Origin of the sequence: Streptomyces cavernae (assembly GCF_004023625.1) — a bacterium.
GTDB classification, from domain to species: domain Bacteria; phylum Actinomycetota; class Actinomycetes; order Streptomycetales; family Streptomycetaceae; genus Streptomyces; species Streptomyces cavernae.
In genome coordinates this window covers 173,746-190,198 of the sequence record NZ_RPDJ01000014.1, presented here as the reverse complement: position 1 = coordinate 190,198, position 16,453 = coordinate 173,746, and the positions used below count along the sequence as shown (strand labels likewise).

The 16,453-nt window shown below is 71.3% G+C and carries 14 protein-coding genes; 3 read left to right on the top strand and 11 right to left on the bottom strand.

Annotated elements, in window-relative coordinates; genetic code table 11:
• Nucleotides 1-424 precede the first annotated feature (424 nt).
• The 7 genes from hypE to EF387_RS24345 form a co-directional block, all read right to left on the bottom strand.
• Nucleotides 425-1,486, bottom strand: a complete 1,062-nt coding sequence (gene hypE / locus EF387_RS24370) for a hydrogenase expression/formation protein HypE (RefSeq protein ID WP_128378741.1) — start codon at nucleotides 1,484-1,486, stop codon at nucleotides 425-427.
• Nucleotides 1,483-2,577, bottom strand: coding sequence for a hydrogenase formation protein HypD (gene hypD, locus EF387_RS24365; protein WP_128378740.1), 1,095 nt, complete (start codon nucleotides 2,575-2,577; stop codon nucleotides 1,483-1,485). The genes hypE and hypD overlap by 4 nt, the downstream gene beginning before the upstream one ends.
• Nucleotides 2,574-2,828, bottom strand: coding sequence for a HypC/HybG/HupF family hydrogenase formation chaperone (locus EF387_RS24360; protein WP_128378739.1), 255 nt, complete (start codon nucleotides 2,826-2,828; stop codon nucleotides 2,574-2,576). Before EF387_RS24360 ends, hypD begins: the two co-directional genes overlap by 4 nt.
• A 5-nt stretch (nucleotides 2,829-2,833) precedes the next feature.
• Nucleotides 2,834-5,212 (bottom strand): carbamoyltransferase HypF, encoded by a 2,379-nt coding sequence (gene hypF, locus EF387_RS24355; protein ID WP_128378738.1) that lies wholly within the window; start codon nucleotides 5,210-5,212, stop codon nucleotides 2,834-2,836.
• A complete protein-coding gene (locus tag EF387_RS46755; RefSeq protein ID WP_155589783.1) occupies nucleotides 5,209-5,355 on the bottom strand; it encodes a hypothetical protein in 147 nt (48 codons plus the stop codon). The genes hypF and EF387_RS46755 overlap by 4 nt, the downstream gene beginning before the upstream one ends.
• 184 nt (nucleotides 5,356-5,539) lie before the next feature.
• Nucleotides 5,540-6,388: a hydrogenase nickel incorporation protein HypB gene (gene hypB, locus EF387_RS24350; protein WP_128378737.1), complete on the bottom strand. Its 849-nt coding sequence runs from the start codon at nucleotides 6,386-6,388 to the stop codon at nucleotides 5,540-5,542.
• A 6-nt stretch (nucleotides 6,389-6,394) separates the two neighbouring features.
• Nucleotides 6,395-6,793 (bottom strand): hydrogenase maturation nickel metallochaperone HypA/HybF, encoded by a 399-nt coding sequence (locus EF387_RS24345; protein ID WP_128378736.1) that lies wholly within the window; start codon nucleotides 6,791-6,793, stop codon nucleotides 6,395-6,397.
• Nucleotides 6,794-7,120: 327 nt separating this feature from the next.
• Between EF387_RS24345 and moaA the strand changes: the two genes are divergently transcribed.
• Entirely contained in the window at nucleotides 7,121-8,221 is a 1,101-nt protein-coding gene (gene moaA / locus EF387_RS24340; RefSeq protein WP_128378735.1) for a GTP 3',8-cyclase MoaA, read from the top strand.
• A gap of 606 nt (nucleotides 8,222-8,827) precedes the next feature.
• On the opposite strand, the gene EF387_RS24335 is transcribed toward moaA, so the two are convergent.
• From EF387_RS24335 to EF387_RS24325, 3 genes are all read right to left on the bottom strand, one after another.
• On the bottom strand, nucleotides 8,828-9,982 hold the full coding sequence (locus EF387_RS24335; protein WP_128378734.1) for an ABC transporter ATP-binding protein: 1,155 nt from the start codon (nucleotides 9,980-9,982) through the stop codon (nucleotides 8,828-8,830).
• A gap of 1 nt (nucleotide 9,983) precedes the next feature.
• Nucleotides 9,984-10,628 carry an ABC transporter permease gene (locus EF387_RS24330; RefSeq protein WP_128378733.1) on the bottom strand — a complete coding sequence of 215 codons (645 nt, stop codon included), beginning with the start codon at nucleotides 10,626-10,628 and terminating at the stop codon, nucleotides 9,984-9,986.
• A 69-nt stretch (nucleotides 10,629-10,697) separates the two neighbouring features.
• Nucleotides 10,698-11,594 carry an ABC transporter substrate-binding protein gene (locus EF387_RS24325; RefSeq protein ID WP_128378732.1) on the bottom strand — a complete coding sequence of 299 codons (897 nt, stop codon included), beginning with the start codon at nucleotides 11,592-11,594 and terminating at the stop codon, nucleotides 10,698-10,700.
• A gap of 500 nt (nucleotides 11,595-12,094) precedes the next feature.
• Here EF387_RS24325 and EF387_RS24320 point away from each other — a divergent pair, with 500 nt between their 5' ends.
• Both EF387_RS24320 and EF387_RS24315 read left to right on the top strand, forming a co-directional pair.
• Nucleotides 12,095-13,138 carry a ThiF family adenylyltransferase gene (locus tag EF387_RS24320; protein ID WP_128378731.1) on the top strand — a complete coding sequence of 348 codons (1,044 nt, stop codon included), beginning with the start codon at nucleotides 12,095-12,097 and terminating at the stop codon, nucleotides 13,136-13,138.
• Nucleotide 13,139: 1 nt separating this feature from the next.
• A complete protein-coding gene (locus tag EF387_RS24315) occupies nucleotides 13,140-14,288 on the top strand; it encodes an aminotransferase class V-fold PLP-dependent enzyme (RefSeq protein ID WP_128378730.1) in 1,149 nt (382 codons plus the stop codon).
• Nucleotides 14,289-14,339: 51 nt separating this feature from the next.
• Here the strand turns inward: EF387_RS24315 and EF387_RS24310 are convergent, their stop codons facing one another.
• Nucleotides 14,340-15,908, bottom strand: coding sequence for a GAF domain-containing protein (locus EF387_RS24310; RefSeq protein WP_128378729.1), 1,569 nt, complete (start codon nucleotides 15,906-15,908; stop codon nucleotides 14,340-14,342).
• Nucleotides 15,909-16,453 lie beyond the last annotated feature (545 nt).

The following is a 16,453-nucleotide window of genomic DNA, read 5'->3' as shown; positions in this document are numbered from 1 at the left end:
GGTGGCACGGCAGCCCCGTGGCCACGTCCGGCCTTCAGTAGGGGAGGGACCGTCCGGAGGAGGTCCGCAGGTCCTCAGGCTCCGGTCGCCGCGGAGGCCGGGAGTTCCTCGGCACCCGTATCCGTGTCATGACCGTCGCCTCCCTGGCCGTCGTGCCCCGGGCTCGCGCCGACCCTCACGCTCGAGCCATCGTCTCCGATCAGCCTCGTGTGTCACACGCCGCGGGGCCATGGGACGACCGGCCCCGGTCGAAGGGCACCTCGGGCCACGGATGTGGGCCGACCGTCCCTGACCGCGCTGTGGGCGGCGTCGGGCCGGAGCCGGCCGCCGGTACGGCGAACTCGGTCATCGGCCGGGCGGTCCGGGGACGACGGCGCTGCCCGGCCTCCGCCGGAGGGGTCTTGGCACGGCGCGTCTCGGCCGTTCAGCAGATCCGTGGCAGTTGTTCGCCGATGAGCATGTCGACGACCCGGCGCGCCCCCAGCAGGGTGCGGACGGTGACCTGTCCGGAGCGATCGTCCAGCACGGTGCCGACCCGAACCGCGCCCGCGCCTTCCGGTACCGACCGCATCGCGGCCAGCAGCCGGTCGGCCCGGTCGGCGGCGACGAACGCGACGAGACAGCCCTCGTTGGCGACGTGCAGGGGATCCAGGCCCAGCAGGTCGCAGGCGGCCGCCACCGCGGGCGGCACCGGCAGGACGGTCTCGTCGAGTTCCACGCCGACCTCCGACGCCTGCGCCAACTCGTTGACGGCCGACGCGAGTCCGCCCCGGGTGGGGTCGCGCAGGGCGTGCAGGTCGGGGCCGACCGCCTCGACCATGGCGCGCACCAGCCGGTGCAGCGGCCGGGTGTCCGATGCGATGTCGGTCTCGAAGCCGAGTCCCTCGCGGACGCTGAGGACGGTGGTGCCGTGCAGTCCGATCGGGCCCGACAGCACCACGGCGTCCCCCGGTCGCGCGCCGTCGGCGGAGGGCATCGCGCCCGGCAGCCGCAGGCCCAGCCCGGTGGTGTTGACGAACAGCCCGTCGGCGGCCCCGCGGCCGACGACCTTCGTGTCGCCGGTCACCACCGGCACCCCGGCGGCGGTCGCCGCCCGTCCGATCGACTCGGTGACCCGGCGCAGGACGTCGAGCGGGAAGCCCTCCTCGATCACGAAGGCCGCCGACAGCGCGAAGGGTTCCGCGCCCATCATCGCGACGTCGTTGACGGTGCCGTGCACGGCGAGCGATCCGATGTCGCCGCCGGGGAAGAACAGCGGGCTGACGACGAAGGAGTCGGTGCTCATCACGAGCTCCCGGTCACCGAGCTTCAGCACGGCCGCGTCCTGGGCTGGCCCCGCGGGCGAGGCCGCTCCGAGGCCCGGCAGGATCAGATCCCTGAGCAGGCCGGCGGACAGTTGTCCGCCGCTGCCGTGGCCCAGCAGAACGTGTTCGGTCTCGGCCCGGGGCAGCGGGCAGGTGGCTCGCAGGGGGTCGACGGCGGTCATGTGTCGTTCCTCCGTCCGGCGTTGTGGAAGGCGGCGCAGGTGCCCTCGGTCGAGACCATGGGCGCGCCGAGCGGGGTCCGCGGGGTGCACAGGGTGCCGTAGGCACGGCAGTCGGTGGGTACTTTCGTGCCCTGCAGGATCTCCCCGGCGACGCAGTGGGGGTGCTCCCGGGCCGTCAGGGCCGCCACGCCGAAGCGGGTCTCGGCGTCGTACGCGGCGAACGCGGGCGCGAGGTGCAGCCCGCTGCCGGGGATGGGGCCGATGCCGCGCCAGGTGCGGTCGCCGACGATGAAGACGCGGCGGATCGCGTCCTGCGCGGCGGTGTTGCCGGAGCGGAGCACGGCGCGGGCGTACTGGTTCTCCACCTCGTGGCGGCCTTCCTCCAGTTGACGGACCGTCATGAGGATGCCTTCGAGGAGGTCCAGCGGCTCGAAGCCGGTGACCACGACGGGGACCCGGTACCGGGCCGCGAGCGGCTCGTACTCCGTCCATCCCATGACCGCGCATACGTGACCGGCGGCGAGGAAGCCCTGGACCCGGGTGGCGGGCGATTCGAGGATCGCGGTCATGGCCGGGGGCACCAGGACGTGGCTGACGAGGATGCCGAAGTTCGGCAGACCGAGCGCGTCCGCCCGCAGGACGGCCATGGCGTTGGCCGGGGCGGTGGTCTCGAAGCCGACCGCGAAGAACACCACCTGCCGGTCCGGGTTCCGGCGGGCCAGGTCCACCGCGTCGACCGGGGAGTACACCACCCGTACATCGGCACCGCGCGCCTTGAGCGCCAGCAGGTCGGTGTGCGAGCCGGGCACGCGCAGCATGTCCCCGTAGGAGGTGAAGATCACCTCTGGTCGGGCGGCGATGGCGAGGGCCTTGTCGATGAGCTCCAGCGGGGTGACGCAGACCGGGCAGCCGGGGCCGTGGATCATCCGCAGGCCGTCGGGCAGCAGCTCGTCAATGCCCTGGCGAACGATGGTGTGGGTCTGACCGCCGCACACCTCCATGATCGTCCAGGGGCGGGTGGCGGTGGCGTGGATCTCCTGGAGCAGCCGTCGGGCGACGACGGGATCGCGGTACTCGTCGAGGTACTTCACTGTCCCAACTCCCCCGCCAGGGCCTGGCCGCCGTCCAGGGCGCGCAGCACCTCGAGGGTTCGCCGGGCCTCCTCCTCGTCCACCCGGCTGATGGCGAAGCCGACGTGCACGATGACGTAGTCGCCTGCCTCGCACTCCGGGACGTAGGCCAGGCAGACGTCCCTGCGGACGCCGCCGAAGTCCACCACGCCCATGCGCAGCCCCTCGTCGTGACCGGTCGTGATGATCCGGCCGGGAATCCCCAGGCACATCGCCGTCACCTTCCTTTCAGCAGGCACGCGGCTACGGCGGCCTGTCCGTAGCTGATGCCGCCGTCGTTCGCCGGGACCAGACGGTTCAGGCGGGGGTGCAGCCCTGTCCGCCGCAGCGCGGACGCGACCCCGGTGGCGATCCGGCGGTTCTGGAACACCCCGCCCGACAGGCACACGTCGCCGAGTCCCGTCTCCCGGGCGGCCTCTTCGGCCATGGCGACCGTGACGGCCACGACCGTGTTGTGGAACCGGGCGGCCAGGCAGGGTACGGAACGCCCGTCGGCCACGCCCGCGAGCAGGTCGCGCAGCGTCGGCCGGAGGTCGTAGACGAGCAGGCCTTCGCGGCGCTGCAGCCGCCAGGCCAGTTCGCCGCGCTCGCGCGGGTCGGCGGCGGCCTCCAGGGCGATGGCGGCCTCCGCTTCGTAGCCGGCGTCGTCGCGCAGGCCGAGCAGGCTGGAGACGGCATCGAACAGGCGGCCGGCGCTGGAGGCGAGCGGCGCGTTGACGCCTCGCTCGACCATGCGGCGCACCGTCCGCACTTCGGTGGCCGGCAACCGGTCGAGGAACGGGCCCGCGGTACACGCGCCTTCCCATCGTGGCCCGCCGATGCCCGGGCCCCCGCGGTCCGTCTCGTCGAGGTCCTCGGCGCCGTACAGATAGCCGAGCGCCATCCGCGCCGGGCGGCGGACGGCCGCCGCGCCACCGGGCATCGGGGCGGTGCCGAAGCGGCCGAATCGGCGGTAGCCGGCGAGATCGGCGACGAGGATCTCGCCGCCCCACAGGGTGCCGTCGTCGCCGAGCCCCAGCCCGTCGTAGGCGACGCCGATGAACGGGCCGGTCAGGCCGTGTTCGGCGGCGCAGGAGGCCACGTGCGCGTGGTGATGCTGGACGGGAATCCGGGACCGTGCGGGCAGACGGCCCGCCTCCTGCGTGGACAGGTAGCCGGGGTGCAGGTCGTGGGCAATGTACACGGGTGTGATCGCCTCGAGGCGAGTCAGGTGGGCGAGGTTCCCGCGGAACGCCGTCAGGGTGTCGGCGTCCTCCAGATCCCCGGTGTGCGGTCCGAGCACCACCCGGCCGCGGTCCGCGAGGGCGAAGGTGTGCTTCAGTTCGGCGCCGACCGCGAGCAGCGGACCGGGCGCGGCCACCGGCAGGCGCATCGGTTCGGGGGCATAGCCGCGGGCTCGGCGGACGACCGACTCGCGGCGTCCCAGCACCTGGGTCACGGAATCGTCGTAGCGGGCGCGGATGGCGCGGTCGTGCCGGAGGAAGCCGTCGGCGATGCCGCCGAGCCGGTCCGGGGCCGTGTCGTCGTCGATGACGATCGGTTCCTGGGAGCGGTTGCCGCTGGTGACGACGAGCGGCCGGTCCAGGTCGTGCAGCAGCAGGTGGTGCAGGGGCGTGTAGGGCAGGAACAGCCCGATCCGGCGGGTTCCGGGATGCAGTCCCGCGGCGGTCGCCGGACGGGAGTGCGCACGGGCCGTCAGCAGGACGATGGGCGCGGCAGGTGAGGTCAGCAGGTGCTTCTCGGTCGCGGTGGGATACGCCAGTCCCGCAGCCGCTCGGAGGTCGCGGACCATCACGGCGAGCGGTTTGGTCCAACGGTGCTTGCGCTGCCGCAGCCGCCGTACGGCGTCCTCGTCGGTGGCGTCGCAGACGAGTTGGTAGCCGCCCAGCCCCTTGACCGCGACGATCCCGCCGGCGGCGATCACGGCCACCGCGGCCCGCAGGGCCTCCTCCCCCACGGGCTGCGCCCCCGGCGCCTCAGCCCGTCGGCCCGGCCGCGGCTCGCCGCCCGGCAGCCAGGCCAGCCGTGGGCCGCAGTCCGGACAGGCCACCGGCTCGGCGTGGAACCGGCGGTCGAGCGGGTCGGTGTACTCGGCACGGCACCGCCGGCACAACGGGAAGGCGCCCATCGCCGTGCGGGTCCGGTCGTAGGGGAGATCGTCGATGATCGTGGCGCGCGGCCCGCAGTTGGTGCAGTTGGTGAACGGGTAGCGGAACCGCCGGTCCAGCGGGTCGAACAGCTCCCGCAGGCAGTCGTCGCAGGTGGCGATGTCGGGCGGGAAGTCCCGCGCGGCCGAAGGGTGCGCGGCGCTCTCGGCGATGGCGAAGCCGGCGCCGACCGGTGCCGGTGACATCGCCAGGTCGCGCACGGCGACCCGGGTGACACGGGCCCTGGGCGGCGCCTCGGTGCGCAGCCGGCCGGCGAACGCCGTGAGGACGGCGGCCGGAGCCGCCGCCTCGATGACCACGAACCCGCCCGCGTTGCGGACCGAGCCGTCCACGCCCAGGTCGGCCGCCAGCCGGTGGACGAACGGCCGGAAGCCCACCCCCTGGACGGTGCCGTGGACCTCGTAGCGCCGTGCGGTGCGGCCGTTCACCGGGCCGCACCAAGCCGTGCGGCCCGCGCCGGCTCCGGGACCGTCCGCAGACCGGGCGCGGAGCCGCCCGTGAAGGCGTTTCGGTACACCGCCTGCGTATGGGCGGTGAAGGCGTCTTCCGCCAAGTGGTCCAGGTCAGCCATGGCTCGACTGTGTCCTGGGCAAGACGGCCGCGACAGGGGCCGACCGTCCCTCGCGGCGGGGACCTTCGTCGCTCCTCGGCCAGCGCTGACGCGATGTCACCGCACCGGCGCCGAGAAGGTCGCCGCCGGTTCTGCCGACCTCTGCCGACCGGTCCGCGCTTCCGGGCCTCGCGGCGTGGCGGGCTCAGGGCCCGGCGGGGAAGGGCGCCACATCCGAGAGCCAGGCGCACCAGGCGTCGACACCCTCCCCCGTCCTGGCGCTCACCGTGATCGTCGCGACTCCGGGGTTGACCTCTCCGAGGTTCTTCAGAAAGAGACCGAGGTCGAAATCGAGGTGCGGGAGCAGGTCGATCTTGTTGATCACCACGAGGTTCACGGACCGGAACATCACCGGATACTTGAGGGGCTTGTCCTCTCCTTCCGTCACGGAGTAGACCATCGCCCGGGCGTGTTCGCCGATGCCGAACTCCGCGGGACAGACAAGGTTCCCGACGTTCTCGACCACGACCAGATCGAGGTCTTGCAGCGGCAGCCGAGGCAGTGCGGAACGAACCATGGGCGCGTCGAGGTGGCACTCGCCGCCGAAACCCTGGCCTGTGTTGACGAGTGCGATCGCCGCGCCGAAGCCCTGCAACCGGTCGGCGTCCAGGCTCGTCTCGATGTCCCCCTCGACGATGCCGACACGGACCTTGCCCGCAAGGCGCTGCAACGTCCGACGCAGCAGCATCGTCTTGCCGGCGCCGGGAGAGGACATGAGGTTGACGACCCGGACGTGCGCCGCGTCGAAATCGGCACGGTTTGCGGCGGCGAGCCGGTCGTTCTCGTCGAAGATCGCCTCCAGGACTTCCACACGTCCGGCCCCGGTGCCATATCCCGAGTGGTCCGGTACGGCCGCGCTCACGGACAGCCCTCGTCCGCAGGATCCCTCGGCGGCAGGCGGTGCGCCGCCGTGGGAGTGCCGTGACGTACGGCCTTCGCCGAGGTCGGCGTGCCCGTGGCCGGTGCCGTCCTCGTGGCGGTGGAAACGGCTCATGACTTCTCACTCCTTCGTAGCCGAGTTCGACGGTCGCCCGCTGCCCGGTTCCGCCGGATCCTCGTCCAGGTCCTCGTCCAGGACGTCGATGGAAACGACGAGGAGTTCCTCACCCGACACCACCGACACCGAGCCCTGGCAGCCCGGGCACCTCAGAACGAATCTGCTGAGGGTGTGTCTGGTTCCGCACTCGACGCACTCGACCTCGGCAGGCACCACCTCGACGTCGAGCACCGACCCCTGGAGGAGGGGATCACGGGCGGCGAGGGACCAGCAGAAGACGAGAGCGTCGGGAACCACCTGCCGCAACGCTCCGACCCGGAGCCGGACCGACCGGACCCTGTGCCCACCGGCATGGTGGATCACGGCTCGAGCGATCGCGTCACACAGGGACAGCTCGTGCACGACGGTTCCACCTCTCCCGGATCGCTGTGCGAGGGCGCAGTCCCCCTCAACGACTGCTCTTGGTGACGGGCCTTGGTGAGCGGCTCTTGGTCACGGCTCCTGGTCACGGCTCCTGGTCACGGCTCCCGGTGACGGCTGCTGGTGACGGCTCCCGGTGACGGCTGCTGGTGACGGCTTTGAGGGTGTCGGGGGCCACTGCCTCATTCAGCGACCTGCCGAGACGCTCGCGGAAGGGCTGAATGGCCCCTGTGGTAGGGGCATTTCCGGCAATGCGACGGGAACGTCGGCCCCTGGTCGTGGTCCGGTGGAGGTTCGTAGCCTCGGCCCATGTCCCAGATCCCCGACTTCGCAGACGTCTCCCGGCCGCCCGGCGGTCCGCTCCGGGCCCCGGCCGCCTTGCCGGGGTCCGCGCTGGTGGACAGGTTCGGGCGGATCGCCACGAATCTGCGGATCAGTCTGACTGACCGCTGCAACCTGCGCTGTTCGTACTGCATGCCGGCCGAAGGCACCCCGTGGTGTCCGGCCGGGGAGCTGCTGACGGACGACGAGATCATCCGCTTGATCACCGTTGCCGTGCGTGACCTGGGCGTGCGGCAGGTCCGGTTCACCGGCGGGGAACCATTGCTGCGCCGGGGACTTGAGCGCATCGTGGCTGCCACGACGTCGCTGCGGACCCCCGACGGCGACACTCCCGAAACCGCCCTGACCACCAACGGCGTCCTGCTGGAACGGCGCGCCACAGCCCTGCGCGAAGCGGGACTGCGGCGGGTGAATGTCTCCCTCGACACGCTCGATCGCGCCCGGTACACCCGGCTGACCCGTCGGGACCGTCTGCCCGAGGTGCTCGCAGGTCTGCGGGCGGCAGCCGAAGCGGGTCTGACCCCCGTCAAGATCAACTCTGTTCTCCTCCGAGGGGTCAACGAGGACGAGGCGGTCTCCCTGGTCCGGTGGGCGCTGGAAAGGGGCTACCAGCCCAGGTTCATCGAGCAGATGCCCCTGGGGCCCGCAGACGTCTGGGACCGGGACGAGATGGTCTCGGCTGCCGAGATCCTGAGCCTGCTGCGGTCCGAACTCACTCTGACCCCGGTTCATGCCGCCGTGCGGGGTGCAGCCCCCGCGGAGACGTGGATCGTCTCGGATGTCCGCTCGCCGGCCGGGATCGTCCCGGCCGTGGGAATCGTCGCCTCTGTCTCACGCCCCTTCTGCCGGGGCTGCGACCGCACCCGGCTCACCGCCGACGGGCAGCTGCGCACGTGTCTGTTCGCCCGCGCCGAGACCGACTTGCGTGCCCTGCTGCGCGGCGGCGCGTCCGACCGTGAGATCGCGGGTGTGTGGCGCGGGACCATGTGGGCCAAGCAACGCGGCCATGGCATCGACGACGGCGAGTTCCGCCGACCCGACCGCCCGATGAGCGCGATCGGAGGCTGAGCGGGACCGGGCAGCATGGCTCGCATGCCCATCGGACGTGGGCCGCCGGACAAGGGGGCTGCCGGACAACGGGGGCTGCCGGACGACGGCCCCCGCCGAACGACGGGAACCCACCGACCGAGATGCCACGGACGACGGGGACCCACCCGACGCCGGCACCCTCCGACCGGCAGTGACCGACCTGTCGGCGTACACCTGAACGCGGACAGAGAAGTACAGACATACGTCCCCACCCGAAGAGGGTCAGGTGCAGGCTGGAGAGCCGGGACCAGCCCGACCTCTGAGGGTGCGTGACAGGACGGCCGGTAAAAGGGCGCCCTTCGGGCGTCGCTGCGCGATGGGGCGTTGCCCCACCCTGGACAGTCCGCCCTGTCACGAGGCTGGCTGGCTATCGGCCGGCCCCGGCCCTGTGGCGACCACGCAGTTGGCCACGTTCGCGTGTACCTGGCTGGGGAGAAAGGCGCGTACTCCGACACCACCCGACGACGGGCACCCACCGCACGACAAAGGTGACCCACCCGACGACAGGGACCCACCGCACGACACGCCACCGCACGACAGGGTTGCCGGGTGGCGCGACGCCTCAGTGTGCTTGCCCGGAGTTCCTCAGCCCGGCAGACCTATCAGGTGCAGGGCGGTGGCCTTGAAGGACGCCTCGACCCTGTCTCCCGGCCGCAGGCCCATTTCGAGCGTGGACGTCTTCGTGACGGCGGCCACGAGCAGGGCTCCGCAGTCCACGGTGACATGAACGAGGGGCCCCTTGGACGCCACGTTCACGATCCTTCCCTCGAGCCGGTTGCGGGCGCTGGTGAGCGGGGACGGCGGGCTCAGCCGACCCAGGGGCCGGAGCGTCACGTCTTCCGGCCGCAAGCAGCACAGGACATTCCGGTCGGGCGACAGCGAGGTGACCGCTTCGACCCGATGCTCCTGGACCATGACGGTCCCCAGCCCGTCCCGGACCGACAGCAGCCGACCGGGCAGCCTGGTCTCGACGCCGACGAAGGCAGCCACCTCCGGGTCGACCGGTTTGGCCAAAACCTCCTGGGGCGCACCCTCTTGGCGCAGTCGACCGTTCACGACAACGGCCATCCTGGATCCGAGCCGTCCTGCCTCGTCGAGGTCGTGAGTCACCAGGAGGCAGGCCCGCTCCGTCTCGCGCAACAGCCGTTCCGTGTCGTCCACGAGTTGCGCGCGCGCCGCGACGTCGACGGACGCGAACGGCTCGTCCAGCAGCAGCACTTCAGGATCCAGGACCAACGCTCTGGCGAGGCTCACTCGCTGGGCCTCACCACTGGACAGTTCGCGGGCGTGACGGTCCCTCAGGGCGAGGATCCCCAGCCTGTCCAGCCACTCGTCGACCCGCAGGCCCGCCTGTCTGCCACGAACACCTCGGAACCGCAAGCCGGAAGCGACGTTCTTGCGGACCGTGGTGTCCAGCAGCAGGGGATCCGCCAGGACGAGACCGATCCTGCGCCGCAGGGCCAGTGACCGCCGCGGCGTGACCGGGGTTCCGTCGAAGGCCAGTTCTCCCCGGGTCGGCCGGAGAAGGAAGGCCATGGCGAGCAGCAGTGTGCTCTTCCCGGCGCCGTTCGGTCCGACGACGGCGACCGTCTCGGCACGCCTCACCGAGAACTGTCCGATGTCCAGGACGCGCCGCCCGCCTCGCTCCACCACCAGCCCGCGCACCTGCAGCAGGGCAGAAGTCCGCTCGCCGCTGTCCACCGGGAAAGCGGTCCGCCGGCTGAAGAGTCTCACGCTCATGTCAGTGCTGTCGCTTTCGCAGTTGGGCCCAGGTGAGGACCCCGTTGATGAGGAAGGCCAGGGCCAGCAGGATCCCGGCGAGCGCGACGGCGGAGCCGAACTCGCCACGCCCCACGTCGAGGACGATGGCGGTCGTCAGGACCCTGGTCTGCCCGCTGATGTTGCCTCCGACCATCATGGCCGCGCCCACTTCGGAGATGACGCTTCCGAACCCCGCCATGAGGGCGGCGAGCAGGGACAGCCGCGCCTCCCGCCAGAGCCACCAGATCGTCTGCCACCGGGACGCTCCGAGTCCCTGCAACTGGAGCTGGAGCCGGGGATCAAGTTGGCCTATTCCCGCGGCGGCCAGGCCGAGGATCACCGGGGTGGCGATCACCACCTCGGCGAGGACGATGGCCGACGGTGTGTAGATGAGGCCGAGATCTCCGAGGGGTCCACTGCGCCACAGCAGGAAGGCGACGGCCAGTCCGGCCACCACCGGTGGCAGCGCCATGCCGGTGTTGACCACGCTGAGCACCAGGCCGCGGCTGCGGAAGGTGGAGAGCGCGAGCCATGTTCCCAGCGGCAGCCCGATGAGGAGGCTGATCGCCGTGGCCAGGCCGGACACACCGAGCGAGAGCAGAGTGATCTGCACCAGGTCGTCCATCGCGCTCTCCTGCCGTTCGCCGGAACCGCGGACGTACGGTCACGTTCGCCGGATCCGGGCTCGTCGGGTCTACTTCAGCTCGGTCTCGCTCTTGCCGGCATCGGCGACGAAGAGCGGCTGGTCGTACTCGTCGCCGCCGAAGCCGGCGATCAGCGACTGCCCCTTCGACTGGGTGATGTAGTCCGCGAACGCCTTGGCACCGGCCTTGTTCACCTTCGGCCATTTCGCGGAGTTCACCGAGATGACGTGGTACGGGTTGAGCAGGAAGGGGTCCTTCTCGACCAGCGAGGTCAGCTCGAGCTTCGACGCCGAGGTGAGGAAGGTCGCGTTGTCCGTCAGGGTGTAGCCCCCCTTCTCCGACGCGATCTGCAACGTGGCTCCCATGCCCTGACCGCTCTGCAGGTACCAGGACCGGCCCTTCGGGCTGGTGCCAGCCTTGCTCCAGATGGCCAGCTCCTTGGTTTCCGTGCCCGACCCGTCGCCACGGGAGACGAAGGTGGACCGGGAAGCGGCGATCTTCCTGAACGCGGCGGCGGCCGTGCCGGCGGACTTGATCCCGGCCGGATCCGACGCGGGCCCGACGACGTAGAAGTAGTTGTGCGCCACGATCCGGCGGTCGACGCCGTAACCGTCCTCCATGAACGTCTCCTCGGACGCGGGGGCGTGCACGAGCAGGACGTCCGCGTTGCCCTGCCGGCCCATCTTGAGAGCCTGGCCCGTTCCGACGGCAACGGTCTTCACCCGGTAGCCGGACGCCTTCTCGAACGCCGGGACGACAACGTCGAGCAGACCGGAGTCCTGTGTGGACGTCGTCGTCGCGAGGATGACCACGCGTTGCGCGGGCGCCCGGGCTGCGCTGTGGGAGGTGGAGGACGCCGTGCCTCCACACCCGGTCACGGCCACGGCGGTGACGGCCGCGGCCGCCCAGTACAGAGCCCTGCGCATCGGACTGGCACGCTTGGACATCAGAGGTTCCTCCTTGTTCCCAGTCACACTGCCGAACGAATTCCGTAGACCGCGCGGCGCGCGGATCTTGGCCCGCCCCGATGTGCACAATCGCCCGGGAACTCAATCGGGCGGACTCCTGGGATGGATGGTTGCATCCCGGGCGCAAGGCCGCAGGAGGGCCATGAGGCCCTTTCTCGACCCGCTGCCGAGCCCATTGGGCCTTTTTTCGACGCGTGGCTGAGGAATCCGCTCGCTGAAATTGCCGCGTGATGTGAGGCGGTGCAACGTGAGGTAACCCTTATCGGCTTTCCGGTGTGCGACATCGGGCAACGCCCAAAAAGCCTGAGTGGCCGCTCCGCAGGACTGTCGGCCTCACCCCTCGGGACCATTGGCCTCGGATGAATTCCTCGCCGCGGCACCACAATGGCCGCCAACCGGAAACATTTTCCTCCCTGGCCCACGAACGACGGCATCCGCCCACGGGAGACCGGCTCGGCCCTGGTGAACTGGGAGGCCCCATGACAACCACGCCCGAAGACCACGACGGCGCCCGGTACTCCCGCCAGGCGAGGTTCCGGGGAATCGGTCAGCAGGGCCAGGAGCGGCTGACCGCCGGCCGGGTGCTGGTCGTCGGCTGCGGGGCGCTCGGGAGCGTCTCGGCCGATCTCCTCGCTCGATCAGGAGTCGGACACATCACGGTCGTGGACCGTGACTTCGTCGAAGTCTCCAACCTGCAGCGCCAGTTGCTGTTCGACGAGGCGGACGCCGCGGCGGGCACACCCAAAGCGGTAGCTGCCGCCGAAGCGATCGGCCGGATCAACTCCGGGATCGTCGTGGAGCCGGTCGTGGCGGACGTGACCCCTGACAACGTCGAGGCGCTGGTGGCCGGCGCGGACGTGGTCCTGGACGGCACAGACAATCTGGAGACCCGCTATCTGCTCAACGACGCCTGCGTGAAGGCCCGGATCCCCTGGATCTACGGAGGAGCGGTGGGGTCCGGGGGCATGGCGATGGTGGTCCTGCCGAGCCGGACGCCATGTTTCCGCTGCATGTTCCCCGTCCCGGCAGCGGCGGGATCACTGGACACCTGCGAGACGGCGGGCGTGCTGGCCTCGGCCGTGGTCATGGTGTCGGCGTTCCAATGGACGGAAGCGGTCAAGCTCCTCGTCGGGGATCGCGAGCACCTCAACCTGAAACTGGTCTACTTCGACGTCTGGGAGAACGACCGGCTGGACAGCGACCGGCTCGATCCCGCACCCGACTGCCCCTGCTGCGGCCGGCACCGCTACGAGTTCCTGGATGCCGGCGCGACCAGCAGGACCGCGGCGTTGTGCGGGCGCAACGCCGTCCAGGTCAGCCCGGGGCACGAAGTCGCCCTGGATCTGAGGGAGCTGGCGAACCGGCTGGAGGGGGTGGGCGCCCTGACGACGACGAGGTTCCTGCTCCGCCTGGCCCTGGGAGCACATGAGCTGACCGTGTTCCCCGACGGCCGGGCCATCGTGAAAGGGACGAGCGATCTGAGCGTGGCCCGGTCGCTCTACGCCCGGTATGTGGGGGTCTGACGTGATCTACCTCGACAACGCCGCCACGTCGTTCCCCAAGCCGCCCGAGGTGGCAGCGGCGATCTCCGACTTCCTCACCGACAAGGCCGGGAACCCGGGGCGCTCCGGGCATGGGCTCGCCCTGGCCGCGCAGGGCGTCGTCTCGGACACCCGCCGCGCGCTGGCCTCGTTCCTCGGCGCCGGGGACCCGGCCCGGTTGGCGTTCACCCTCAACGCGACGGACGCGCTGAACCTGGCCCTGTGGGGGCTGCTGCGCCCGGGCGACCGCGTGGTCACCACGAGCATGGAGCACAACGCCGTCGCCCGGCCTCTGTTCGCCCTCGCGGAGTCCGGCGTCGCGGTCCACCGGATCCCGTGCGCTCGCGACGGGAGCCTGGACCTCGCCGATCTGGAATGTGAGTTGCGGTCCATGCCCACCCGGCTGGTCGCCATGACGCACGCGAGCAACGTGTGCGGAACGGTCCTGCCGATCGCCGAAGCGGCCGAACTCGCCCACCGGCATGGAGCGCTGATCCTCGTGGACGCCGCCCAGACGGCCGGGGTGCTCCCGGTCGACGTCACGGCGCGGGGGATCGACCTGCTCGCCGTGCCCGGGCACAAAGGGCTGCTGGGGCCGACCGGCACCGGCGCCCTGTACGTGGCGCCCGGCCTGGAGCTCACGCCGACGCGGCAGGGCGGAACGGGCAGCCGGTCGGAGGAACTGCGCCAGCCGCGTCAGATGCCGGACCGTTTGGAGGCGGGGACGGTCAACACCGTCGGGATCGCTGGCCTGGGGGCCGCGCTGCGTCTCCTGCGGAACGGCGGCGCGGCCGAGGTGCGCGCCCACGAGGAAGCGCTGACGGCCCGGCTTCTGGACGGGCTGAGGGACATCCCCGGCGTTCACGTGCAGGGGACCGGTGACGCCTCCCGTCAGGTCGCCGTGGTGTCGGTAACGGTGGACGGCTGGGAGCCAGTCGATCTCGGTGCCGCGTTGGACAGCTCCTTCAAGATCGCCGTACGCGCGGGCCTGCACTGTGCCCCGCTGGCTCATCACAGCATCGGGACGTACCCGCAGGGCACGGTCCGGCTGGCTCCGGGGCCCACGACCACGCCGTCGGAGATCGACGAGACGCTCGCCGCGCTGAGGGAGCTGGCGCTCGCCGCAGGGTGACCTCCTTCCGGTCGCGCTCATACCTCCGTCACGCTCGGATCCCGACCGTGCTCAGGACGAGGGCGTCGCCGCCTCAGGGCCTGTCTGGGGTTGTGATCCGGGCTCGCGGGGCGTGGCACGGGACTCGGCCCGTTCCAGGGCCTCGGCGCGCCGTGGGGATCCCACCGGGAACAGCCCGCTCAGGGTCTGCCACGCCTGCGTGTCGTCGGCTCCCCAAGGCGTGTCGAGCCATCTCTGCAGCAGGTGCACGTCATAGCCGGCCAGCAGGGCCGAGCGCAGCCGTTCGTGCAGTGCCGCACGCAACCGTACGATCCCGGGCGCGTGTGAGCGGGGTAGCAACGGTCCGGCGTACAACGCGAGGGCCTCCTGGAGCCGGCCCTCGTCCAGCAGGCCTTCCACGACCTGGGCGTCCGTGCGCACGCGGCGGCGCAGCAGATAGGGACGGGACGCCAGGAGTTCCTCCCCGACCAGGGCGCGAAGGCGGCTCATGTCCACCCGCAGGGTCGTCGGGTTGAGTTCCTTACAGGACAGGTCCTCGGCGAGGCTCCGTGCGGTTATGCCCTCCCTGGCGCGGGCCAGCAGCACCATGATCTCGCTGTGGCGGGGACCGAGTCTGATCGTGCGGCCGTCGACCTCCACCATCGCCGTGTCGCGCCCCAGAACGCTCAACCGCAGCGGTGACAAGGGGTCCGGTTCGTCAGAGCCGTCCACGAAGCGGACGATCACGTAACCGCTCACGCCCACGGGTTCGATCAGCAGCCGGCGGCCGTCCGGCAGCCGACCGCGGCCGTCGCCGGTCGCCGTCACTCCGGCGATCCGGGTGAGGCCGAGCTCCGAGCCCGCCACCAGGACCCGGCCGCCGGGGCTGACCAGTGCGGCCGCGCCCTCGGGCGCGTGCCGGGTCCCGCCGTAGGTCTCGTGGGCCCGCAGGTCACGCAGGGCGACCTGCCGGGCGAGGTCCGCCTCGACGGCCCGGGTCGTCGCCCGGACCAGCGCCAGCGCCTGCGGTCCGGCGGCCGCGTCACCGCCGGTGATGTCGAGGACACCGATGACCTGGCCGCTGTCCGGGTCCCGGATCGGTGACGCCGCGCAGGACCAGGGACGGACGGCCTCGTTGAAATGCTCCTCGGTACGAATCCGAACCGGGGCACCGACCGCGAGGGCAGTCCCGGGCGCGTTGGTTCCGGCCGCGTCCTCCGACCAGAGGGCCCCCTCGACGAAGTGGATCCGCTCGATCCGGCTCCGGGTCCGAGGGTCCCCCTCCACCCACAGCAGAGCCCCCCGCTCGTCGCCCAGAGCGAAGACCCACCCGAGTTCCCGGACGACGTCACCGAGCAGATCGCGGCAGGTGGGCAGTATCGACGCCAGGGGATGGCCCTCTCGGTATCCGGCTAGTTCGTCCGCCTGCCGCTGGACGCGTGGCAGGTGCTTTCCGTCCCGGCTGATCCGCGCCGCCTCGCAGCGTTGCCACGACTGCGCGACCACGGGGCGAAGGACGGGTGAGCGGCGACCGCCGGCCGGAACGCCACCCGGGGCACCGGCCACGTCCGCCACCGGCGGGTCGGCGGAGGCTCTGGGCTCGCCGCCCGGGCGGGGCGGGTGTGTCTCGCGCTGCGCCACGGGGACCGTCCTTCAGAACACAACGACACATGGCCGAAATTGGACACCTCGATCTATACGGCACAGGATGTCGGCGGTACAGGGCCCGTTCGGCCCCATGCGGGCACCACACGGGGCAGCCGTCGGGTCACGCCCGACCGCTTCCGCACGAACCCGCCCTGGCGTTCGGCTCTTTGATGTCCACGGCTTTCGGCTCTTCGATGTGCCGTCGGTGTGTTCTGGCCTCCCCTTCAGGTGCTGTGACCTCCCGCCAGGGCTTCTGACTCCCGCCAGGGGTTGGCAACTGTTCGCCGAGGAGTGCGCACAAGGCCGCTTGAACTCGATCGTGTGATGGTCGGCTGCCAGGCTTGCGAGGCCCCCGACCGGTCGGGTTGGCGTTGCCGTGCGATCTGGGACGCCGGGCACGGTGCCAGCGTGCGGGGCCCCCGCTCCACCGGAGAGATGGTCCGGGGCCTCCCCGCCCGCCAATGGCCGTACCCACTGGCCATGTCGCCTCAGGGAACCGGCCTCCCGGGATCGGACCAAGCACAGGATGCGTGTCGCCG

Bases quoted from the DNA above. Each gene is read 5' to 3' on its own strand.
- hypE (WP_128378741.1), bottom strand. From the start codon at position 1,486: ATGACCGCCGTCGACCCCCTGCGAGCCACCTGCCCGCTGCCCCGGGCC.
- EF387_RS24360 (WP_128378739.1), bottom strand. From the start codon at position 2,828: ATGTGCCTGGGGATTCCCGGCCGGATCATCACGACCGGTCACGACGAG.
- EF387_RS46755 (WP_155589783.1), bottom strand. From the start codon at position 5,355: ATGGCTGACCTGGACCACTTGGCGGAAGACGCCTTCACCGCCCATACG.
- hypB (WP_128378737.1), bottom strand. From the start codon at position 6,388: ATGAGCCGTTTCCACCGCCACGAGGACGGCACCGGCCACGGGCACGCC.
- moaA (WP_128378735.1), top strand. From the start codon at position 7,121: ATGTCCCAGATCCCCGACTTCGCAGACGTCTCCCGGCCGCCCGGCGGT.
- EF387_RS24335 (WP_128378734.1), bottom strand. From the start codon at position 9,982: ATGAGCGTGAGACTCTTCAGCCGGCGGACCGCTTTCCCGGTGGACAGC.
- EF387_RS24330 (WP_128378733.1), bottom strand. From the start codon at position 10,628: ATGGACGACCTGGTGCAGATCACTCTGCTCTCGCTCGGTGTGTCCGGC.
- EF387_RS24325 (WP_128378732.1), bottom strand. From the start codon at position 11,594: ATGTCCAAGCGTGCCAGTCCGATGCGCAGGGCTCTGTACTGGGCGGCC.
- EF387_RS24320 (WP_128378731.1), top strand. From the start codon at position 12,095: ATGACAACCACGCCCGAAGACCACGACGGCGCCCGGTACTCCCGCCAG.